This is a genomic window from Reichenbachiella sp. (assembly GCF_039941815.1).
Classification (GTDB): domain Bacteria; phylum Bacteroidota; class Bacteroidia; order Cytophagales; family Cyclobacteriaceae; genus Reichenbachiella.
The window spans coordinates 353,417-376,230 of sequence record NZ_JBDVDW010000032.1 but is presented as its reverse complement, the minus strand read 5'-3'; the positions used below and the strand labels follow the sequence as shown (position 1 = coordinate 376,230).

The 22,814-nt window shown below is 41.0% G+C and carries 20 protein-coding genes; 7 read left to right on the top strand and 13 right to left on the bottom strand.

The window, feature by feature from the left end; all coding sequences use genetic code 11:
* The first annotated feature begins 79 nt into the window (after positions 1 to 79).
* Complete coding sequence (locus ABJF11_RS08895; RefSeq protein WP_348119457.1) at positions 80 to 532, top strand: histidine triad nucleotide-binding protein; 453 nt, start codon at positions 80 to 82, stop codon at positions 530 to 532.
* Here the strand turns inward: ABJF11_RS08895 and ABJF11_RS08890 are convergent.
* Entirely contained in the window at positions 529 to 1,440 is a 912-nt protein-coding gene (locus ABJF11_RS08890; RefSeq protein WP_348119456.1) for a LysR family transcriptional regulator, read from the bottom strand. The genes ABJF11_RS08895 and ABJF11_RS08890 overlap by 4 nt on opposite strands.
* A gap of 150 nt (positions 1,441 to 1,590) precedes the next feature.
* Here ABJF11_RS08890 and ABJF11_RS08885 point away from each other — a divergent pair, with 150 nt between their 5' ends.
* Both ABJF11_RS08885 and ABJF11_RS08880 read left to right on the top strand, forming a co-directional pair.
* Entirely contained in the window at positions 1,591 to 1,764 is a 174-nt protein-coding gene (locus tag ABJF11_RS08885) for a hypothetical protein (RefSeq protein ID WP_348119455.1), read from the top strand.
* Between the two features lie 83 nt (positions 1,765 to 1,847).
* The gene (locus tag ABJF11_RS08880; RefSeq protein ID WP_348119454.1) at positions 1,848 to 2,759 is read left to right on the top strand and encodes a DMT family transporter; all 912 of its coding nucleotides are present in this window, start codon (positions 1,848 to 1,850) and stop codon (positions 2,757 to 2,759) included.
* Between the two features lie 63 nt (positions 2,760 to 2,822).
* On the opposite strand, the gene ABJF11_RS08875 is transcribed toward ABJF11_RS08880, so the two are convergent.
* From ABJF11_RS08875 to ABJF11_RS08850, 6 genes are all read right to left on the bottom strand, one after another.
* Positions 2,823 to 3,893 (bottom strand): DUF2652 domain-containing protein, encoded by a 1,071-nt coding sequence (locus tag ABJF11_RS08875; protein ID WP_348119453.1) that lies wholly within the window; start codon positions 3,891 to 3,893, stop codon positions 2,823 to 2,825.
* 60 nt (positions 3,894 to 3,953) lie between these two features.
* Positions 3,954 to 4,526: a hypothetical protein gene (locus tag ABJF11_RS08870; RefSeq protein ID WP_348119452.1), complete on the bottom strand. Its 573-nt coding sequence runs from the start codon at positions 4,524 to 4,526 to the stop codon at positions 3,954 to 3,956.
* Positions 4,527 to 4,641: 115 nt separating this feature from the next.
* On the bottom strand, positions 4,642 to 5,778 hold the full coding sequence (locus ABJF11_RS08865) for a hypothetical protein (RefSeq protein ID WP_348119451.1): 1,137 nt from the start codon (positions 5,776 to 5,778) through the stop codon (positions 4,642 to 4,644).
* 6 nt (positions 5,779 to 5,784) lie between these two features.
* Complete coding sequence (locus ABJF11_RS08860; protein WP_348119450.1) at positions 5,785 to 5,940, bottom strand: hypothetical protein; 156 nt, start codon at positions 5,938 to 5,940, stop codon at positions 5,785 to 5,787.
* Between the two features lie 154 nt (positions 5,941 to 6,094).
* On the bottom strand, positions 6,095 to 9,463 hold the full coding sequence (locus ABJF11_RS08855; RefSeq protein ID WP_348119449.1) for a methylmalonyl-CoA mutase family protein: 3,369 nt from the start codon (positions 9,461 to 9,463) through the stop codon (positions 6,095 to 6,097).
* 180 nt (positions 9,464 to 9,643) lie between these two features.
* Positions 9,644 to 10,879, bottom strand: coding sequence for an aspartyl protease family protein (locus tag ABJF11_RS08850; RefSeq protein WP_348119448.1), 1,236 nt, complete (start codon positions 10,877 to 10,879; stop codon positions 9,644 to 9,646).
* A gap of 207 nt (positions 10,880 to 11,086) precedes the next feature.
* Between ABJF11_RS08850 and hemB the strand changes: the two genes are divergently transcribed.
* Positions 11,087 to 12,058 carry a porphobilinogen synthase gene (gene hemB / locus ABJF11_RS08845; protein ID WP_348119447.1) on the top strand — a complete coding sequence of 324 codons (972 nt, stop codon included), beginning with the start codon at positions 11,087 to 11,089 and terminating at the stop codon, positions 12,056 to 12,058.
* A 323-nt stretch (positions 12,059 to 12,381) separates the two neighbouring features.
* On the opposite strand, the gene ABJF11_RS08840 is transcribed toward hemB, so the two are convergent.
* The 3 genes from ABJF11_RS08840 to ABJF11_RS08830 all read right to left on the bottom strand — a co-directional run bounded on the left by ABJF11_RS08840 (position 12,382) and on the right by ABJF11_RS08830 (position 15,203).
* The gene (locus ABJF11_RS08840) at positions 12,382 to 12,600 is read right to left on the bottom strand and encodes a hypothetical protein (protein ID WP_348119446.1); all 219 of its coding nucleotides are present in this window, start codon (positions 12,598 to 12,600) and stop codon (positions 12,382 to 12,384) included.
* Positions 12,601 to 12,691: 91 nt separating this feature from the next.
* Positions 12,692 to 13,603 (bottom strand): bile acid:sodium symporter family protein, encoded by a 912-nt coding sequence (locus ABJF11_RS08835; protein ID WP_348119445.1) that lies wholly within the window; start codon positions 13,601 to 13,603, stop codon positions 12,692 to 12,694.
* Positions 13,604 to 13,649: 46 nt separating this feature from the next.
* Entirely contained in the window at positions 13,650 to 15,203 is a 1,554-nt protein-coding gene (locus tag ABJF11_RS08830) for a S41 family peptidase (RefSeq protein WP_348119444.1), read from the bottom strand.
* 293 nt (positions 15,204 to 15,496) lie between these two features.
* On the opposite strand from ABJF11_RS08830, the gene ABJF11_RS08825 reads away from it, so the two are divergent.
* The gene (locus ABJF11_RS08825; RefSeq protein WP_348119443.1) at positions 15,497 to 16,207 is read left to right on the top strand and encodes a hypothetical protein; all 711 of its coding nucleotides are present in this window, start codon (positions 15,497 to 15,499) and stop codon (positions 16,205 to 16,207) included.
* Positions 16,208 to 16,223: 16 nt separating this feature from the next.
* Here the strand turns inward: ABJF11_RS08825 and ABJF11_RS08820 are convergent, their stop codons facing one another.
* Complete coding sequence (locus tag ABJF11_RS08820) at positions 16,224 to 17,054, bottom strand: ion transporter (protein ID WP_348119442.1); 831 nt, start codon at positions 17,052 to 17,054, stop codon at positions 16,224 to 16,226.
* 238 nt (positions 17,055 to 17,292) lie between these two features.
* Between ABJF11_RS08820 and ABJF11_RS08815 the strand changes: the two genes are divergently transcribed.
* The gene (locus ABJF11_RS08815) at positions 17,293 to 20,214 is read left to right on the top strand and encodes an FAD-linked oxidase C-terminal domain-containing protein (RefSeq protein ID WP_348119441.1); all 2,922 of its coding nucleotides are present in this window, start codon (positions 17,293 to 17,295) and stop codon (positions 20,212 to 20,214) included.
* Here the strand turns inward: ABJF11_RS08815 and ABJF11_RS08810 are convergent.
* Together ABJF11_RS08810 and ABJF11_RS08805 are read right to left on the bottom strand one after the other, a co-directional pair.
* Positions 20,211 to 21,020: an arylamine N-acetyltransferase gene (locus ABJF11_RS08810; RefSeq protein ID WP_348119440.1), complete on the bottom strand. Its 810-nt coding sequence runs from the start codon at positions 21,018 to 21,020 to the stop codon at positions 20,211 to 20,213. The genes ABJF11_RS08815 and ABJF11_RS08810 overlap by 4 nt on opposite strands.
* Before the next feature lie 20 nt (positions 21,021 to 21,040).
* Positions 21,041 to 21,778, bottom strand: a complete 738-nt coding sequence (locus tag ABJF11_RS08805) for an ion transporter (RefSeq protein WP_348119439.1) — start codon at positions 21,776 to 21,778, stop codon at positions 21,041 to 21,043.
* Between the two features lie 123 nt (positions 21,779 to 21,901).
* Here ABJF11_RS08805 and ABJF11_RS08800 point away from each other — a divergent pair, with 123 nt between their 5' ends.
* Complete coding sequence (locus tag ABJF11_RS08800; RefSeq protein ID WP_348119438.1) at positions 21,902 to 22,813, top strand: SDR family oxidoreductase; 912 nt, start codon at positions 21,902 to 21,904, stop codon at positions 22,811 to 22,813.
* The last annotated feature ends 1 nt before the right edge of the window (position 22,814 follow it).

The following is a 22,814-nucleotide window of genomic DNA, read 5'->3' as shown; positions in this document are numbered from 1 at the left end:
TTGAAGAGTAGTAGTTTTAATTTTATTAATGGTAGAAAACTAAGGTACAGCCATTCAATTACGCATTAATTATTTTATCATGAGATATATTCTGACATTCGGGTTACTCATTGCAAGTCTATATGCAACAGCTCAGTCCGCCGAGTACACTCAAAAGAAAGCCGAAAAACTGTCTAAGGATTCTCCTTTTACCAAGATAATTAATCGTGAGTTACCTGCCAATATCGTTTATGAAGATGATGAAATTATAGCCTTCGTTCCCTTGCGGCCGCAGGCACCAGTTCATTTTTTGATTGTTCCAAAAAAACGAATTCCGACCATCAATGATCTCGTAGAAGAAGACGCATTGATTGTGGGTAAAATGCATCTTATTGCCAAAAGCCTGGCAGCTGAGCATGGAATCGCAAACACAGGATTTAGGCTCAGTATTAACAATAATGAAGACTCCGGCCAAAGTGTATTTCATCTGCACATGCATATACTCGGCGGTATGAAACTAGGGCCTATGGTCGATCAGAGCTATAGGGACTAGCAGTCCTCTTCACACTCACACACGCCTCCCACATTACACCTCAAGTGCTCAATAAAATTATTGATGTAGGCAGGGGCTTCGGGTTGATTCAGATGAGCTGCATACCAGGTACGATAAAGCCCTTTTTTTGTCACTGGCACGAGCTCAAGATTGTTGTCCATCAGATAAGGACGCACCATCCAACTTGCCATTACCTGCACACCCAACCCAGCTTTGATCATTTGCAATACAGCATCTGTCACCTGTATTGGCATTACCTTTTTGGGTTTCACGCCTTCAGGCATGAGCACTTGATTGAATAGTGTTACCGATTCTATAGGGTAAGAATGTATGAAAACATTTTCGTCTCTAAAATCCTCAGCTTCCACATAAGGCCGCTTGGTCCAAGGATGATCTTTGGGCACTACCACCATCATTTCGTCACGAAATAGCTCGGTATAGGTCAATGCCGGGTGGTCGTTATAATCACTTGTAATTGCGAGGTCCAATTCACCGTCGAGAATAAGTTTGTCTGGAATTTCGGTGATGCCAGGAAAAATCTCGATGTCTACTTTTGGAAACTCCTTGTTGAAATCGATCATCAGCGTGGGCAGCCAGTGGTAGCATGTATAACATTGAGTAGCGAGCCTCACCAGTCCTTTGTCACCATTCACATATTTTTTAACCGAGCTTTCGGTCTTATCAATTTCTCGCAAGATCTTTTTGGCAGAGTCCAACACGATTTGACCTGCCCCAGTCAAAATCAGTTTTTTGTTTACTCGGTGAAAAAGCTGTGCTCCCAGATGAGTCTCTATTTCTTTGAGTTGATGACTCAAAGCAGATTGAGATAGATAAAGGTTTTCCATGGCTTTGGTCAAGCTGCCTTTGTCGGCGACTTCACGTACCAGTTTGAGGTGTCGTAGTTCCATTGGTTTGTTTTGAAGTATTAGTATTATTCATGAAATTGACAAAATCAATTCATCCAATTCATAGAACGAAAATTTTATCCGGGCGTTTCATTCCTCATAATTTATTTTTTAGAGATGGAACTTTTCTGTCTACAACTAAACATTTTCGATATGGAAACACCAGCACTACATTTAAAAATAGCCAAGCTGAACGGGCATGGTTGCATTCAGATCGAGCAACCAGAGAAGCTACAACGCCGAGCCGCCACCAATGAATTCGATCTTGTAGAATATCTCAAAGAAGTAAAGACACCCCATATAGGGCTGATGTCTTTCGTCAAATAACCAGTAAGAGATCTTGCTGGTGCTATCGCCAGTGAGAATCGAATGCTCATGGCGGTAGCCATACTTTTATCAAACCGACAACTATGAAACTAAAAAATCTACTTTTACTCTTACTGCTGGCGACGCTCTGGGGGCCATCTTTTTTATTCATCAAAATTGCAGTGATAGAGATCTCGCCAATCACACTTGCAGCACTCAGGATAGGTTTGGCGGCACTGGTCCTTCATGCCTATTTATTCATGAAAGGATACGAATTCAACAGATCATGGAAGTTTTGGCAACATGTAACTGTTGCTGGGTTTTTTGCTCATGCATTGCCCTTTGCCCTTATCAACTGGGGAGAGCAATATATCGACAGTTCTATCGCCTCCATATTGAATGGTCTGACGCCACTATGCACCGTCCTCATTGCCAATTTTGCTATTGCGGACGAAAGAATGACACCTGAGAAAATCATAGGAACTGTACTGGGCTTCATTGGCCTATTTGTACTGGTATCGCCTAATCTGGTATCTGGTGTCAGTGCATCCATTTGGGGCATATTGGCTGTAGCGGTAGCGGCACTTTCTTATGGTGTGGCCCTTGTATATTCCAGAATACATTTAATGAAAGAGAAACCATTGTATGCCCCAAGTTCGCAATTGCTGGTTTCTTCAATCTATCTAATCCCATTTGCCCTTGCGGTGGAAGGGCCAGTACTATGGGGCACGCTTTCTTGGGATGCCATTTGGTCGCTTGTGATTTTAGGTGTTTTTGGAACCGCACTTGCATTTGTGATCTATTACAGAATATTAGCGACTGCCACTGCTTCTTACTTGTCTCTAGTCACTTATTTGATGCCAATCTATGGCGTAGCGTTGGGTATCCTGTTTTTGGATGAGGTACTCGCCGTCGAGGCAATAGTAGGTGCGTGCTTAATTGTCCTGGGAATCATGATCGCAAACAAAACCATATCCATTCCGATGGGAGGTAAAAAGACTATAAATGTGGCTTAATTAAGTTTATCTTAGTTTGGTATAGATAGGCAGCCAGCAAACGTGCTGGCTGCTGTTTTTTTGTCATTTCGATTCTATGAGCTCTTTTAGATTATTCATGTTGCTTTGTAAGCCTGCGAATAGTTTTTTGAACATAAATTTTTTGAAAAGAAACCCTAATATGGGCTTTTCCTGATAATGAAATTCGACATTGACGGTGGTGATTGAATCTTTCTCCTCTAATATGAAATATGAGGTGGCCTCTTTGAAGATCGGAATTTCTGTTGTCTTTTCACCATAGACCAATTTTCCTTCACCAAAGTCGTGGGTGACAGTCTCGAAGCCAATCGACTGATTGCCGATAACACAGACATGTTTATATCCATGTTGGTTTAGCACCCCTTTTTTATACTTGAAAAAATTGACATCCCGATTCCAAAGGCTGCGCTTGTCCATATTAGTCAGCCACTCGAACACCTCGTTTTTGCTAGCATGCATTTTTATAGAATAGGTGAGAGGTTTGGCTATCAGTCGTTGTGCGGTCGGTTTGGGTGGATAGTTCACCTGATCTTGCAGAAAAGATAGTGTGATGCTTTTGTATGAAATATTTCCAAGGTCGTCATACAGGTCTTCTCCTTCCACTTGATCCGGCCACCCTTCTATGGTCACTGGAGCCACTTGAGTATCTACGATCTCATCAGTCAATAATACATATTCTCTACTTGCCACACTATTCTTGAGCAGCCGATGGGCTCGGATCACGGCAGTACCGAATGGCTTTTCGACTCCTTTTACTGATATGAGTTGGGATTCTCCTGCATCTGCGATGAATTTCAATGTGAGATTTACTGCTGATGAACAAGCGCCACATGGACAAATTCTTCGAGTTTCATAGGCTTTAAGGTGCTCGTGAAATGCCACATAAGTTTTTCGGGCCTGCTCCAAAATTTGATCAGAGGAGGGTATTTTATCCTGCTGGTAAAAGAATACAGCATCACCTTCAACTTCAGCCAATTCCAACCCCAGATCATCAGAATCAATGATCAATTCTAATAATTCAGCTATAATATGTTGACTGTGCTCTATTTCAACCTGCTTTACAAAAGAGGTGAAGCCGCTGATATCGGGAATGAAAAAGAAGGATCTTTGAGACATTGGAAAATGTAAATATTAGGTGGAACGTAGCACCATTCGCAATGTTCATCATTCCCGTAATTAAAACATCTCCAACGCCTCATCATAAAGTTTAATCAAAGACTTTTCCGAACCCACAAAGTCTTCAAAAATTGGAATCCAGCCCGATTTCACATCAATGATGAAATCATTTGATTCTTCTTCACTCACGTCTACGCCTACAGTGTAGAACGGGCTAAGTACGTTTACGTGTGACATCATGGTGCTGGCTTCATTTCCGTTTTGTACAAGTTCTTGCTGGACGGCATAAATTTCTGCCAACTTTCGATAAAGCTCATAGGGAATGTGCTGGCTAATGGAATTGTCCTGCGCAATTTTCCATGCAAAATTTTTGACTCGGGCAGATTTTAGTCGCAGAACAACTTTTTTGGGATTATTTCTTAGCTCTTCACTAATCCAACTATGATAGTCGAACTTTTCTTTGACTTCGACGGAATTCTCTTCAATTTCGAGGCGTACGCCTTCCAAAAAGTGGCTCGCGCGTTCTTCTTCTACTTTATTAGTATAATAAGTATTGAGTCCAAAAGCGATTAGTATGCCTAACACGACTGTAAAAAACTCGATGAGGTAACTGGTCCAGGGCAGATTTTTCATAAGTTGTATTTATCTGATTATGAAAAATACTAAAACTTCTCTTTTTGACTTACATATTTCTACGATACTGACCGCCAACTTCAAATAAAGCATTGGTGATCTTATGACGTAAGTATTACAATGAGCTTTCCAAATCATTTATTGCCTGCATATAGTTTGAACCTATGGTAAAGTACATGATACATGCGTAAATTAGAATAATAGCAAATCGTTTGAGAAATATTGTCCAACCGATCCATTTATATTCAATTTCATCTTTTGATTGTTTTTTGAATGGGAACAGGATTGAATAGAAAATATTCCAAAACCACCAAACGAGCAATCTTTGATACCAAGGCAGAATAAAAAAGGCATTGTAATATTCATGGTCAATTATTCTGAAGTGAAATAGGTGAAAAGGGATTGATCCCATAAGGGAAAATAAGAGTAGGGTATCATATCTACTTATCCAAGTTGTTTTTCGGCGTTTCTTCTTTTTTTCATCATCAACAGAAAATATGTAGTGAACATTGATATTTTGGATTTGATTTCCTGGAATAATCAGAAATTCACCTGGTATAGGTTTTGGCTCAGGAATACTGTCTATGTAACGTTTTGTATCTGCTAGATATATTTTGTCAATGTCCTGAATTGATTTTTCACTTAATTCATAGTCCTTTAGAAAACCGCTATATAAAGTAGTTTCAGAATCATTCTTTTTGACAAGAACATCCAGATATGGAAATATATGCTTTAGTTTTTCTTTTTTATTTTCATTGCTTTTCGTGTGTGCACGAGTGAATTTTCCAAAGCTTAATATTTCACCGCTAAAGATGTATGCCCACTGATTTTTGAATCGCAGCAATTTGAATTTGATATCCAATTTCAACTTTCGTACAATCAAATAAAGAAATATACCTGAGAAGGCGGCTGTTAAATAAACCCCTGTTGAGTACCAAATAAAATTCCCAAAGACCATATCTTTAATCGGAAGAGAATTATCATTTTTGAATAATATTGTTTGATTACCCAATTTTTTTTGCAAGTCAATTATTTCGCCCAAATCAATAGGCTCTATTAATTGATCGTATATTGATATACATATAAATTGAATAATTATGCTTGGAATGGTAGCATAGGTAATGGTTCTGACAATTGGTTCGCCTACCGAGAGTTGTTTTGAAAACTCTCCCCAAAAGAACATTCTACGAAAAATCATGCCCGGAAGAACGAGCATGAGAAATAAGGAGACTAACCCAAACGTAAAATCCATTTAGAATTAAAGATTCACTACGATGTGCTTCGAATGGGCTGACTTGTCAGTGTTCCTTTTAAAATTTTCTATGGCCTCGGATACTTCTCTAAGCTTCTTTTCATTCTGAAGAATCTCCATTCCATCCTTGCTTATGATTTTTGCGTCCGAGGACTTTATCATTTGACTCAAAGAGTTTAGTGAGGAAAAGAATGTTTCTAGAATTGTATTAATTATGTGACTCATAGTCATACAAATTATGGATAATCTAAATCAAATGCAAATTATGTATTAAACACTAATTATCAAGAAGAGTTTAAATAATTCCTAATAAAGGTTACATATTTCTACGATACTGACCGCCAACTTCAAATAAAGCATTGGTGATTTGACCCAGCGAACAGTGTTTTACTGTCTCCATCAGGGCTTCAAAAATGTTTTCGTTGTGAATGGCTGTTTCTTGCAGTTTCTTCAAAGCTCCTTGTGAGTGATCCAGATTGAATTCCTTGAGATTGTTCAACATTTCTATTTGATACTTTTTCTCTTCAGTAGTGGCTCGGATCACTTCTTGAGGGATCACGGTCGGCGAACCCTTAGACGACAAGAAGGTGTTGACACCAATAATTGGAAATTCTCCAGTATGTTTCAAGGTTTCGTAATAGAGACTTTCTTCTTGAATTTTACTTCGCTGATACATAGTTTCCATAGCACCTAGGACGCCTCCTCTTTCAGTGATTCTATCAAACTCATCGAGTACCGCTTGCTCCACCAGGTCAGTCAGTTCTTCTATAATAAATGAGCCCTGAATAGGATTTTCGTTTTTGGCCAAGCCTAGCTCTCTATTAATGATCAGCTGGATGGCCATGGCGCGTCTTACTGATTCTTCCGTCGGCGTTGTGATTGCCTCGTCGTAGGCATTGGTATGGAGAGAATTACAATTGTCATATATGGCATATAGTGCCTGGAGGGTAGTCCTGATATCGTTGAAGTCAATCTCCTGAGCATGCAGTGACCTTCCACTGGTCTGGATATGGTATTTCAACATTTGAGATCGACTGTCAGCGCCATACTTCAGCTTCATCGCCTTCGCCCAGATTCTTCTCGCCACTCTTCCGATTACTGCGTACTCAGGGTCGATACCGTTAGAGAAAAAGAAGGACAAGTTTGGAGCGAATTTGTTGATATCCATTCCACGAGACACATAATACTCTACGAACGTGAACCCATTGGAAAGCGTAAGAGCAAGCTGAGTGATTGGATTTGCTCCAGCTTCAGCAATGTGATAACCAGAGATAGAGACCGAATAAAAGTTGCGCACATTGTGATCGATGAAGAACTGCTGTACATCTCCCATCACACGAAGTGAAAATTCTGTTGAGAAAATACACGTATTTTGTGCCTGATCCTCCTTTAGGATGTCGGCCTGCACGGTACCTCTTACTTTAGATAGGGTCTCGGTTCTGATTTTTTGATAAACATCAGCATCCAATACCTGATCACCTGTGACTCCGAGTAGCATAAGACCCAATCCATCGTTACCCTCTGGAAGATTCCCGTTGTATCTTGGTTGCTCGTTTTCACGTCCTTTATAGATCGCCGCTATTTTCTTAGCGACCTCTTTTTCCAAACCATTTTCTTTGATATATAATTCGCACTGCTGGTCAATAGCCGCATTCATGAAAAACGCACAGATAGTAGCAGCCGGCCCATTGATGGTCATAGATACCGAAGTAGTCGGATCTGAGAGATTGAATCCGGAATAAAGTTTTTTGGCGTCGTCGAGGCAGCAAATATTTACACCCGAGTTTCCAATTTTACCATAAATATCAGGTCGGTGATCTGGATCCTCTCCGTACAGTGTTACCGAGTCAAAAGCAGTTGAAAGTCTGGCAGCAGGCAACCCTTTTGATACATAGTGAAATCTGGTATTGGTACGTTCGGGGCCACCCTCTCCAGCGAACATTCGAGTGGGATCTTCACCTTGTCTTTTGAATGGGAATACGCCCGCGGTATAAGGAAACTCTCCCGGCACATTTTCCTGAAGATTCCATTTTAGAATATCTCCCCATGCCTGATACTTAGGAAGCGAGACTTTTGGGATTTTGGTATGCGACAAGGATAAGCTCTTAGTCTGCACCTTGATATCTTTGCCTCTGACTTGGTACACAAACTCATCTGAGTTGTACTTATCACTTTTGGTCTGCCAGTCATCCAGAATTTGCTTGTTTCTTGGATCAAAGTCCAATGCTGTGTCTTGATAAAGAGTCTTCAGCTTTTCGTTTAGCGATTCGTCGTTAGACAATCTCATGGTTTGGTTGATGCCATAAAGATTTTGGGCGATTTCTCTTTGTTTTTCCACCCATTGATCATACTCACGAATGCTGTCAGATATTTCAGACAAATACCTTGTTCTCTTTGGTGGGATAATAAACACCTTCTCAGACATCTCCTCAGTTGCCTGAAATGAGGAATTAAGAGCAGCTCCTGTTTTTTCCGCTATCGAATCCATAATCACCCGATAGAGCTTATTCATGCCGGGATCGTTAAATTGGGAGGCTATGGTGCCAAAGACAGGGAGATCGTCTACGTTGGCATCAAACAACTGGTGGTTTCGTTGATATTGCTTTTTTACATCGCGAAGAGCATCCAATGCACCTCTTTTGTCAAATTTATTGAGCGCAATAATGTCGGCGAAGTCGAGCATATCAATCTTTTCAAGCTGTGTCGCAGCTCCATACTCCGGAGTCATTACATATAGTGATAGGTCAGAGTGTTCGATGATTTCCGTGTCTGATTGGCCGATTCCACTAGTCTCAAGTATTACCAAATCATATCCAGCCGTTTTTACCACATTGACGGCCTCCTGCACATACTTTGATAAGGCGAGATTTGATTGCCTTGTCGCCAAAGAGCGCATATATACGCGTGAGTTATTGATCGCATTCATGCGAATCCTATCTCCAAGCAAGGCGCCACCAGTTTTTCTTTTGGATGGGTCTACAGAGATTATGGCAATACTTTTATCTTCAAAATCAACAAGAAACCGCCTCACCAGTTCATCTACCAAAGAAGACTTTCCGGCACCACCTGTACCAGTGATTCCGAGTACAGGAGTAGTAGAGGTTTCTGATTTTTTATCAATGTCTTTTAATATTTCACTCGATTGATCCGGAAAATTCTCTGCCGCAGAAATGATCCGCGCTATAGATTTGGCATCTTTCTTATCCAGTTTTTTTATTTCGCCATTCAGGTTTTCACCAATAGCGTAGTCACTAGATTCCACCATATCGTTGATCATACCTTGTAGTCCCATGGCACGCCCGTCATCAGGGGAATAGATCCTGGATATTCCGTATTGATGCAACTCTTCTATTTCTGAGGGCAAAATGGTACCACCACCACCACCAAATATTTTGATATGATCACTGCCGTTTTCCTTCAGCAAGTCATGCATATATTTGAAATACTCTACATGCCCGCCTTGATAGGAGGTGATGGCTATGGCCTGTGCATCCTCCTGAATGGCGCAATTAACAATTTCGTTGACTGATCTATTATGGCCCAGATGAATGACCTCCACACCTGTGGACTGTATGATTCGGCGCATGATATTGATCGCAGCATCGTGTCCATCAAAGAGTGAAGCAGCCGTTACAATACGAATGTGATTCTTTGGATGATAAGGGTTGATTTTGTCTTGGGTCATGCCTTTGTTTTTTAGAGACCGCAAAGCTAAGGAATAAAAAATTTTTCGCTGATTTTATCTTCTATTGATTGTAGCCCCAAATTGCTGTTTTCGGGAAGTAATAATGGATTAAGAACGTGCTTGGAAGGGAAACTTAATTTTCAAACTGAGAATTTTCGCTAGTTTGATGAGTGTAGTATACTAGATATATCTTTCTAGTTTGAAAGATGTTTTTTGGACTTCCCCATTACGCACATACTTAATGATGATTTTTTTTCCTGGTTTGTTCCGAAGCAGTGAGGTGAAGTCCGAAAAAGAGAGACTTTGTAGCGAGTATCCATTGATGGATTCTATCAAATCTCCTTCGCGAATCCCTGCATTATATGCCGGTGAATCTTCTCGGACGTTGTTGACTTTGAGTTTATCCAGCTTAGTGCCATCAGCCGCAATATTCATTCCGCTCATGTCATGCTCAAATCCATTGTGATAGGCCTTACTTTTTCTCAGATATAAGTTACCTCCAAAATAGTCAAAGGCTACATTGAATCTGGACAGCAATTCACCTCCGATTGTACCGTTTCTACTTCCTCGTTTGATGCCAGCACCATAGTCACCTTCGACAGGAAATGAAGCTATCGGACCATTGAATTCAAACTTCCCCATTTTAATAGATGTCATACGCCCCAAATATCCGCTAATGTTGCCGCCAAGACCTCTACCTATTACTGAGGTGATTTTTTGTGTGGGTATCAGAGAATTATCTTCTGGGTTGTCTAGAAGTACTGCGTGGCTGGCGCCAGTATCTACCATCAAATGCATACGACGCCCTTCAGTGTCATTTTTCATTATCTTCAATTCCACATAAGGTTTGGTATTTACAACTTTCAACGGGATCTTTTTGTAAGATCTTTTGGCTCTAAATTTTCTTGGTTCATGAAGTACTATGTAACTCTCATCATAATTTATCTCCACAATAAACCTGCTGAAAATATCATATCCCAGTACCCCAAACACATCTGTCCCAAGATTGTTTCGCAGTTTTAGATAGTCTTCTTCAAGGACGAGTAGTGCCTGATTGACACCGGACTCTATACCACCTGGTAGGCTGATGGAAACGCGTTGAGCTACTCTTGCTTTTATCGAATCTGCCTCTCCCGGACCCTGAATAGTAATATTCCTTGTGTAGTCCAGACCAAGATAATCGCCGAACATTTTTTCAGTAAGAATTGGATACTGTACGCCTGTATCGAATATGAACTTGAGCGTAAGTGAATGATTGAGAGTCACAGGTATGACCATCAGATTATTGTACCTTTCGAAGGGGATAACTACCTTATGAACGCCTGGGGGAAAGTCAAAACCTATCTGCTGTGCCATACCCGTTCTGCTAAGTAGCAGTAGGAAGAATAGTACACAATAAAGTTTTATTTTTTTCATCTCTCTCGCCTCAGTGTCTAATAATTGAACAATCGGGGACAAAAGATTCCCTTACGAAGGTGAATAATTTACACTAAAAAAACGGCTTTTGCTATATGAACGGTAGATTATTGGGATAGAAACGGGCATTTTCTACAAGATTTTTCTGCATACTTGTGACCGTTGAAAGAATTCGAAACATCTTTCTACATTTGTAAAAAAAAGCACATGCTACGCAGACCCAGAAGAAACAGAAAGACCGCAGCCATCCGCGGAATGGTAGAGGAGACTAGACTTGCTACACAGGATTTTATGTATCCCCTGTTTTTGCTAGAAGGGAAATCTAAATCTATAGAAGTGGAGTCTATGCCTGGCATCTATCGTCTGTCGAAGGATTTGATGCTGAAGGAAATAGAGGAGTGTCTGAATCTTGGAATCTCTGCATTTGATATTTTTCCTGTAGTGGATGAAAAGCACAAGGACAAACTGGCAAGCAGAAGTCACGACCCCAACTTCTTTTACTTAAAGGCATTGGAAGAAATCAAAGAGAAATTTCCCGAAGCCTGTATTATGACAGATGTAGCCATGGATCCCTATAGTACTGATGGACACGATGGCGTCGTCGATGAAGATGGAATCATACTAAATGACGAATCATTAGAGATTCTTGGTGCTATGGCTTTGGCTCAGGCTGAGACAGGTATTGACATCATCGGCCCCTCTGATATGATGGATGGGCGAGTAGAGTATATTCGAGATATTCTTGACGACAATGGATACGAGGATACTTCCATCATGTCGTATACTGCCAAATACGCTAGTGCTTTTTACGGACCATTCAGGGATGCGCTTGATTCAGCACCCAAATCAGGAGACAAGAAAACCTATCAGATGAATCCGGCTAATCTAAGAGAAGCCATCATAGAAGCTGAGCTTGACGAGGAAGAAGGCGCGGATTTTTTAATGGTAAAACCAGCCTTAGCTTACCTGGACGTGATAAAGCTACTAAGAGACAATTTTGATCTACCCATAGCAGCCTACAATGTATCAGGAGAGTACGCCATGATCAAGTCTGCTGCACAGCGCGGCTGGTTGGATAATGATCTGACCATGATGGAAACCTTGTTGAGTATGAAACGAGCCGGAGCCAAAGTGATATTGACCTATTTCGCAAAAGAAGCGGCTCAGTTGATGAAATAAAAAAACACCTCTCCAGGAGTGAAGAAGTGTTACAAAATTCCAATTCATACTAACCTATCCCGAATCTTTCCAATAGCTAACCAATTCGGACCTTGCGGTAATTTCTTGAGTTTAAAAGAAAACCCAAGTTCTATTTCCGAACTTGGATTCTCATAAACTGCGCTTTCTTGATACAAGTATACTCAGCAATCTGACACGCGTTATTTATATTCGATAGACACAGGAAGAGTCTCGATTACTGCCCGTAAAAACACGGTGATTCGATCAGCTGAGACTCTGCTTCGATCAATGGTATGAATTGTTAGATAAGATTTGGAGAGGGCCTAAATAAACTCCATTTCGCCCGATCTGCTCATTGAATTGAGGAAATTTAGCCTTGAAATGAGCTTAGTTCTAAAATCTGCGTTCAGATTTAGAAAACTATCCAGAATCACGAAATTATTCGATTGATTACTATTCTTGATAGTATTCATATATCGCTCCTTATCGCCGAACTGATATTCCCGTTCAGCAGGATTGTACCAAATAAACTCAGTTTTCATATTGATTCAGGTGAATTAATCAATGGGTTATGTCAAAAGTACAAAAAATTATGGAATAATTAGAAATCGAACCAGTCGAAAGATGAGCAAATCAGGGCATCACTAATTTGGGCCTGGAAGACCACTGCCACGATATTACAGCTCCGGATATTAAATGCCACACCCCCCACCATGCGGCTATTATCGCCATACCGCCGAGTCCATCGAAATACTGAAATATGATCACAAGCGCTAATCCGGAGTTTTGGATTCCAGTTTCTATTGTGATACTTCGTATTTCAGCTGACCCTAATCCAAGTGATTTGGCCAGAGAAAAACCAGTGGTCAGAGCCAATGCATTGTGTATCAAGACTACGAACAAGAAATTGAATACATAGTTGGCAAAATGGTCAAAATTGGCAGACAATGCCCCTACCACAAATGCGGCGAATATAATTATTGAAAGTCGTTTGATCGGCTTGGCTATTTTAAAAGTGGTATTGGGATACCTGCTATTGACCCACATACCAAGCACAAGAGGAATCACCAATATAAATATTACGGTGAATACTACGTCCATCACATTCAGTTGTACCTCTCTTAATATGGCAGCTGTAGGCTCATGCTGGTTGGCCCAGAATGTAAAATTGAACGGCGTGGATAAAAAAGCGATGGAGGAGGTGATGGCAGTGAGGCTCACCGAAAGTGCCACATTGCCATTGGAAAGACTGGTATAGAAATTTGATACATTACCTCCCGGGCAGGCAGCCACCAGCATCATACCCAGTGCAATACTCGGAGAAGGGTTGAGCAGCAAGACCAATATAAAGGTGAGCATCGGTAACAGGACGAGCTGAGACAGCAGTCCGATGAGAATAGCTTTAGGTTTTTTAAGTAGGTATTTAAAGTGTTCGATCTTGAGCTCCAGAGCTACCCCAAACATAATAAATGCGATGCAGGCATTGAGTAGCATCAAAGACTCTTGATTGAAGGACAGTACTACACGGTCAAGATTTTCTTGCATGGCATGATAAGTAAGCTTGCAATATATTTGAAAGAAACTTAAAAATCTAGCCTTTGAGTTTGGCTATATACTCTTCTTGATTGGCTAAAATATCTAGTGCCACCTGGATTTCTTCGTCCTTGTTGAGGGCAGCTTCCACTTGCCCGGAGGTATAATAGTATCTTAGAATAATTTGCCTCTTCAGGAGCTCCTTGATGTCTGTTTGGAAGGTTTCCAGACCATTGGATTTAATTTTTTCTACCGAGGAGGTGATATCATCAATCTCACTCACGAGCTTGTTGTAAACCTTGTCTTGATTGGCTGCTTCCTTTATTAATTCAAGTGTGTTTTCAACTTGAGATGGGTTATCAAAGCTTCTCGAACCCATCCATTCTACAAACTCACTATATTCTTCGTCCGAAAGTTTGAATTCACTCGGGGACGCAATGCTATCATGATTGTAATAGTAGGTAGTGGCATAATCGAAAATCAACCCGCTTCTGGACAGATTTCTAGCATATGAAGACATAGATTTGGGCTCAATGAAAAGGTCAGGGTCTATCCCGTCCCCATCATATACAATTCTATTATTGGTCGTTCGAAATTGTGTTTTCAACGAGTCTGCCATCTTTATAGCAGTGCCATCTGCATTTCTTGTTGCGTAGTCCAGCGCCTGAATACATCTGCCGCTAGGAATGTAATACTTGGCTGTCGTCACTTTTAATTGAGAGTTGAATGACAATTTGCGAGAGACCTGCACAAGCCCTTTGCCGTAGGATTTCTGACCAATGATTACCCCACGGTCATAATCTTGCAATACGCCTGATACTATCTCGGAGGCTGAGGCACTTCCCTTATTCACCACTACAGCTATGGGGATATTGAGATCTATAGGTTCAGAATTGGCAAGGTAAGAGTGGCTTTGTGCCTGGATTTTTCCTTTGGTATCCACAATTTTTGAGCCTTTAGGCAAAAAGAGATTACATATGTCAACAGCTTCATTGAGCAGTCCTCCAGGATTTTCTCGCAGGTCTATGATGAGGCTGGTAGCCCCCTGCTCTTTTAAACCTAGAACGGTATTTTTTACGTCATCTGCTGCATCTTTGGTGAATTCACTAAGTCGCAAATATCCCGTTTTGCCATTCAGTAGCGTACTATAACTAATGTTAGGGATTACTATTTTCTGTCTTGTGGTGGTAAATGAAAATGTTTCTTTTTCGTTCCTGAGAACTTTTACCTGGATATCGGATCCAGACTGACCTTTCATCAATTTCCCAGCTTGTTCATCCGTCAGGTTGGCAAGCGGCACTCCGTCCACTTCTGTGATCACATCACCAATCTTTATTCCAGCCTTCATAGCCGGCGAATTTTCATATAGATTTAGGACAATGTGTTTTTCATCAATTCTGTTGGATTGAATCCCAAGTCCACCGTATTCGCCTGTGGCATTTGTTCTAAAATCCTCTATGTCATCCTCTGGAATGTAAACGGTGTAAGGATCGAGATTCTCAAGCATAGCATCCACACCTGTTCTTAGCAACGTATTTGGATTTACCTCATCGACGTAGTACTTGTTGATTTCCGAGTAGAGTGAGGCGAAAATCTCGAGGTTCTTTGCCATCTCGAAATGTTTGTCATCATTTGAAAATGAGAAAACGCCTAATAAAACTACAGGAACAAGCAGCCCAATCAATCCAATTTTTATTGCCCTTACTTTCAATGTCTCGCTTACTTTTTGTTCAAAGAATAGTTACGCAGGAATCATTTTCAATTAAAATCCTCCCATATTATTATTTTCAGTTCAAAAATAAAGATAATTTACCTAAGTGATTTTAAATAGTGAGGACGAAATCTGACTACATAAGTTTAATTTTACCTTTATCATTCGAATTATTCATTCAAAAACAAAGCGTCTTGATTATTAAACACATACCCATCAAACTTCTATTTGCTTTTCTTCTACTTGGCTTTTTTACTCACAGTTTGAGCGCACAGGAGACGATAGCCACGGCCCGTCCTACCTTGTCGATTGGACCATGGGTGTTACCCGAAAACAGCTTCCAATGGGAGCAAGGGGCTCAATATTCTGACATTGACAGAGATGAATGGGCTTATGACGCCCTGATTCGTGCCTCTTTGTCCAGGTCTACAGAAATTAGAATCAGTATACCAACGCTCGAAGATAGATTTGCTACTATGGGACTGAAATGGATGATGATTCAGCCCGAAGGAAATAAACCCGGAATCGGGTTTTCCATAAATATGGGAAGTAAATCGAATTCAAATGAAGGAGGAAATTCATTTAAAGTGCTTGGCTATCGAGTAGCTGTCAATAAGAATTTGTCAGATAAACTGGTCGGTTTTATAAATGCAGGTTACACTTCGGGAGGCTATTTTGGGGATTTTACTTTGGCCTATGCACTTATTGATGGGTTGACTGCCACCGCCGAATACTGGCATCATCAGGATTATAAACAAGTCCAATCCACAGTATCCTATTTGATAAATAGTGAAACTCAAATTGATCTAAATGGCGGGCTGCTTTTTGACGCCGGTAATGATTATACCTTTGGCTTTGGGCTGTCAAGAAGATTTAAGTATACCGGCTCTAGAAATAACCAATAAGATAGATTTTTACAGGCTATTGGTTGTAAATACTTGCACCACAATTCAGACAGAACCGAGATCTGCTGGGAAGATCGTCCTCCCCACAATTTGAGCACGTCACAGTTCCGATTTTTCTTGAATCAGCCACCATTTGAGTTGTTACGATCCCTGTCGGTACGGCTATTATTGCATAGCCGAGAATCATCAGGATAGAGGCTGTAGCCTGACCAATAATAGTCTGCGGAGCAATGTCGCCATATCCTACGGTGGTGATGGTGACAATCGCCCAATAGATGCTTTTAGGAATGCTGGTAAAACCATTTTCTCCACCTTCGATAATATACATCGCGGTCCCTGCTATCACTACGATGCACACAACAGTACCCATAAAAACGACGATTTTGTGCCGACTACTCCATAATGCAGTGCCTAGCTGCTGAGCACCACCCATAAAATGAGTCAATTTCAATATTCTAAAAACCCTGATCAGTCGAAATGATCTAATGACGGACAAGGAGTGAGTCCCTACAATGAAGAAACTGAGGTAGGTAGGGATGAGTGAAAGTAAATCTATGATGCCCATAAAACTGGTGATATACTTGATCGGGCGGGGAGAAGATAAAATACGTGCCAGGTACTCAATTGAAAAAAGAAAGGTGAAGACCCATTCTATAAATCTCAACTCGGTGCCGTAGTGCTCTTCTATATCATTGACGCTTTCCAGCATGACCACAAGTACACTTGCTACAATGGCGACAAGCAGCACAATGTCAAAAATTCTACCAGCAGCTGTGTGGTATCCGAAAATTATTTCGTGAATTTTCCGCTGCCATTTTTTCATCTTATGAGTATCGTTATCCATCATTTGTAACTGCTTTTTCAGACCCTTAGTTTTATTACGCTTATCACGACCTTAAAAATAATGATTAAACCCTTTGATGTTACAACGTTGGCCATGATCTTCTATTGAAATATGAGCCTTCCAGATAGAAAATCTTTAATATTCTAGCGTAAAATTTATAATTATTAAAAATAACCAAGACCATAGAAATTGTGAAGGACAGTTAAGGTCAATTATATCTTTAAATCCATAATTTTGCTTCATGATAAGCGCACTAACGGGATTGGCAAAAAAGCTGGGGGGAGATCTTTTTTTGGATGATACATTACGAAAGCTTTATTCGACTGATGCCTCGGCCTATCGAGAAATACCTTTGGCTGTCGCAATTCCCAAAAGTCAGGAGGATCTGAAGCGACTGATTACCTTTGCCGCAGAAAATAACACCTCACTCATTCCCCGGACCGCGGGCACCTCTCTAGCTGGTCAAGTGGTAGGAAGTGGTATAGTGGTAGATGTCTCGAAGCACTTTACTGAGATTCTTGAGGTCAATCAGACAGAACAATGGGTCAAAGTGCAACCAGGAGTGATTCGCGATGATCTCAACCGCCATCTAAAACCATACGACCAATACTTTGGACCGGAGACGTCTACTGCCAATAGAGCCATGATAGGCGGTATGGTGGGCAACAATTCTTGCGGATCTAACTCTGTAGTATATGGCAGTACTCGTGATCACCTGATGGAGATCAAAGGTCTGCTGGCAGATGGCAGCGAAGTCACTTTTTCTGAACTTACATCTGAAGAGTTTGAGCAAAAGCTTCAACTTGAGACGATGGAAGGAGCGCTGTATAGAAATATGCAAGACATGTTGCAATCGGCCAATGTCAGATCTGAAATAGAGAAAGAATTTCCAAAACCATCTATACCTAGAAGAAACACGGGATATGCTATAGATCTCATGGCAATCAATCAGCCCTTTATTACTGAAGGAGAAAAATTTAATTTTTGTAAGCTCATTGCCGGTTCAGAAGGCACATTGCTTTTTATCACAGAGATTAAGCTGGCTACCATCCCAACTCCACCTAAACATAAAGCCCTTGTTTGTGTTCATTGTGCAGATGTAAATGAGTCCCTGCTGGCCAACCTGGTGACGCTTGAATATAACCCTCACGCCTGTGAGCTGATCGATCATTATATCCTTGAATGTACCAAAGAGAATCTGGAGCAACAAAAAAATAGGTTTTTTATCGACGGAGATCCTGGAGCTATACTCGTAGTGGAGTTGGCAGGTAAGGATCAAAGTGATCTGGAGCGAAAGTGCCAAGAGATGATCTCAGCCTTGAAGGCAAAAAAATTAGGCTATCATTATCCCATTCTTAAAGGCGACGATGTTGGTAAAATATGGAGTTTACGCAAAGCGGGTCTCGGCCTATTAGCCAACATACCCGGAGATGCAAAAGCGCAGCCGGTTATTGAAGATACTGCAGTTGATGTCACGGATTTGCCGGCATATATCAGAGAGTTCAACGAGACGCTTAATAAATATGATCTGAGCTGTGTTCATTACGCCCATGCGGGATCTGGAGAGTTACATCTCCGTCCAATATTAAACCTCAAGACTGAAGAGGGTCATCGCATGTTTCGGATTGTAGCAGAGGAGATCTCCAGGCTTGTGAAAAAATACAAAGGCTCACTCAGCGGCGAGCACGGAGATGGGCGTCTCAGGGGAGAGTTTATCAAGGAGCAGATAGGAGCCAGTAACTATGCCTTGCTCGAACTTCTCAAAAAAACATGGGATCCAAAAGGTATTTTTAACCCTGGAAAAATCACTGACACGCCACCAATGGATACCAGCCTGAGGTATAGCGTCGATCAGAAAGAAGAGGAAATAAGCACCTATTTCAATTGGGATAAAAGCAAAGGCATCCTAAGAGCTGCAGAATTGTGCAACGGCTCAGGAGATTGTCGTAAATCGGCCGGAAGCGGAGGCACGATGTGCCCTAGCTACATGGCTACGGCAGACGAAAAGGATACAACACGAGCCAGAGCAAACATTCTAAGGGAGATATTGACTAGCTCCAAAAAGGCCAATAAGTTTGATAGCGAGGAGATCAAAGAAGTATTAGATCTATGTCTTTCTTGTAAAGGATGCAAATCAGAATGCCCATCTAATGTAGACATGGCACGATTAAAAGCTGAGTTTCAACAAAACTACTATGATGAACACGGTATCCCGCTACAGGCCAGAATGATGGGTGAGTATGCCACCAACATGAAATTGGCCTCCAAGGCACCTGTCATTTACAATTTTCTTTTTGGAAATAAATTGACCGGATCGATTGCCAAAGCAGTAATGGGGGTCCACCAAAAACGTTCTATGCCTCCGATGGCTAGCGAAACGCTTTATTCGTGGTATCAGAAATCGAAAAAGTACCTCATCAGTCAAAACTCTAAGAACAAAGTCTATTTGCTTTGTGATGAGTTTACCAATTATCTCGATGCTGAGATAGGAATAAAAGCCGTAGAACTTCTCGATAAGCTGGGGTATTGTGTAGAAATCCCGGAGCACAAAGAATCTGGCCGAGCATTGATATCGAAAGGTATGGTAAAGAGGGCTAAAGCTATCGCAAATAAGAATGTAGAGCTATTAGCGGAAATAGTATCTAATGAGGTTCCGCTGATCGGAATAGAACCGTCCACATTATTGACAATAAGAGATGAATACCCTGATCTGGTAGATGACAAATGGAGAGAGAAGGCCAAGTCGCTTGCTCAGGCATCGTTAATTATGGAAGAGTTTTTGGCCAGAGAGTTTAGAAGAGGAACTATCGTCAAAGAAAAATTTTCACGAGAGCACAAGAATATCAAAGTACATGGTCACTGTCATCAGAAAGCACTATCCTCCATGCTTACAGTAAAAGACACACTTTCAATACCAGAGAACTATAAAGTAGAAGTGATCAGTTCTGGCTGCTGTGGAATGGCTGGTTCTTTTGGGTATGAAAAAAATCACTACGACGTCTCCATGAAAGTAGGTGAACTCGTACTCTTTCCTGAGGTGAGAAAAAGCGACAGAGAAACCGTGATCGTAGCACCTGGCACTAGCTGTAGACATCAGATCAAAGATGGGACAGGCAAAATTGCCAAGCACCCAGTAGAGGTGCTTTGGGACGCATTGGTCTAGCGATTTCTAATAAATCGAATACCGAAGTGCTGAAGTAGTTTAACTCGGAATTCATCATGATTTAAGAGAACTATTTCTTCCTTCTTGCCAGATATCGTTGCAGAAAGCTTCCTGTTCGTAAGAGTGATTCTGCCACGAGGTGTGGCTCTTGTGATAAGCATCTTTTTTGTAAATGGAGATTTTGGATTGACCTGATGATAGTCGCACATATCGATGAACTCTACCAGTTGCCGCTTAGTCTTGGTGAAAAGGTATTTTGATTCATAGTTAAATGAGTCGGTAGAGACCTTCACGATATATTCATCATCTATGGTCTTATCTATCCTAAAGTATTTGGTATAATCCATCTGAACCTTACCAGGATGCAAAGCTTTAGGGTCAATAAAGAGATCGCCAAACCCAACATCCACGAGATAGCTTGTATCATCTACATCCACCAAAATAGCAGCATGGTCAAACTCAGGAGCTAGTGAGCCATCTTCATAAGTCCTCCCGGATATCAGATGGCAAGAGTAGCCCAGATGAGAGAGCAGATGATAAAACAAACCATTGAGCTCATAGCAGAAGCCTCCCCGCCCTTTGAGGACAACCTTCTGATAAATTTTCTGCACGTCCAAAATAATTTGGTTTCCCATATGAATATCCAAATTCTCAAATGGAATACGATATAAATGCGCCTTATGCAGAGTTTTTAGAAATTTCAGATTAGGAATCCTTTCCCTCCTCACTTTCAATCGCATCAGGTATTTATCCACGTCTAGTGCGGGCAGTTTAGACTGATTGTCCAATACATTTAATGCAGCCATTGCGAGTTTGTTGTGAATTTCTAAGAATTGTTTAGCTGATCAATTTTTTCAGCCATCCGGTCAATCTTGCTTTCCAGAGAAACCACTTTCTCCTTTAATTCTTCGATGTTTTCTTGAATATCTTCATCCTCAATGAAGTAGTCAGTAATAGTACCTGTGAGGGTGGAGAACATAATCATTCCAAGCAAAATAAGAGCTACACTAAGAAACTTACCTTCTACCGTCACCGGTGGAATATCTTGTAAGAATCCAACCGTGATGGTGGTGACAGTCGTCCACCACAAGCTATCAGACATGGAAGTAATATGCGGATTGGCATTTTTTTCCAGATGATAAAAACTCAAAGTAAAAAATAATATGATCATGCCACTGATCAACATCAAATTCCTAAAGGTGTTGAAAGAGTTTTTCCTACTGAACGCGTTGAATATGTACTTTGCAGATCTGAGCACTCTCAAGATTCGAATGACCCGAACGATCCTGCCCATTCTTAGCGCTTCGATGGTAGGTATAGAGGAAACCAAATCGATCCAATTACCCTTGAAGTATTTCCACTTATCATCGCTCCTAAAGAAGCCATTAAAAAAATCATAAAGGAAAAGCATACAGATGCCGAAATCAATCCAGGTAAGTATTTCCTTTAGACCTTCGGGATAGGTGACTATCGTCCCAACATACAGCTCAATGACGACATAGATAGAAAGAATAAGAAGGAGATTTTGAAATACTGACGATTTCTGATATTCTTCGTTTTCCATTGGTTCTATTCGTTTTTCAATTTTTTATGGCATGATTGGGTGTGTACAAGCGAATATAAAAAATATTTATTTTCTTTATGTTTGCAATTCACCTCCGCTTCAAAAATCTTATCTCTATCAGAAATGAAAATATTAATCACGGGCTCCAATGGCCTTTTAGGGCAAAAATTGGTTAAGCTTCTCATTGATAAGAATATCGAGGTAGTGGCAACCTCGCGAGGAGCTAATCGCATTAATTATCTGAATACTGATTTTGAGTATTGCGAATTAGATATAACCGATGAGCTGGAGGTTGATCGGGTAATTAAGCAGTATAAACCAGATACGATTATCCATACAGCTGCTATGACCAATGTAGATCAGTGTGAAGCCGAAAAGGAGGGCTGTAGACAGCTCAACGTAGAAGCGGTTAAATATTTGGTCCGAGCCAGCGAGCAGCATGGGTCATTTTTTATTCACCTATCTACAGATTTTATTTTCGACGGAGAAGCAGGGCCCTATTCAGAAGAAGCCACTCCTAACCCTGTCAGTTTTTATGGACAGAGTAAGCTAGACGCAGAAAAAATTGTAATGGCGTCCGAGGGTGATTGGGCGATCGCAAGAACCATACTGGTGTATGGCATTACACCAGGAATGAGTAGATCTAATATTATTCTCTGGGTAAAGGAGAATCTGGAAAATGACAAGCCGCTCAATCTGGTCAATGATCAGTGGAGAACGCCGACGCTTGCAGAAGATCTTGCCATAGGGTGCTACTTAATCGCCGAGAAAAAAGCCAAGGGAATATTTAATATTTCTGGAGATGAGTTGCTTACGCCGTACGATATGGCGCTTTTGGCTGCCGTGCATTTCGACCTGGATGCGTCACTGATTACTCAAGTTGATGCTTCTACCTTTTCTCAACCGGCCAAGCGTCCGCCCAAGACCGGTTTTATAATCGATAAAGCAAGAGAATTACTCGGTTACAACCCAAGATCCTTTTCGGAAGGCATTCAAATCTTGGAAGAGCAAGTTCAAAACTTACCCACAGATTAAG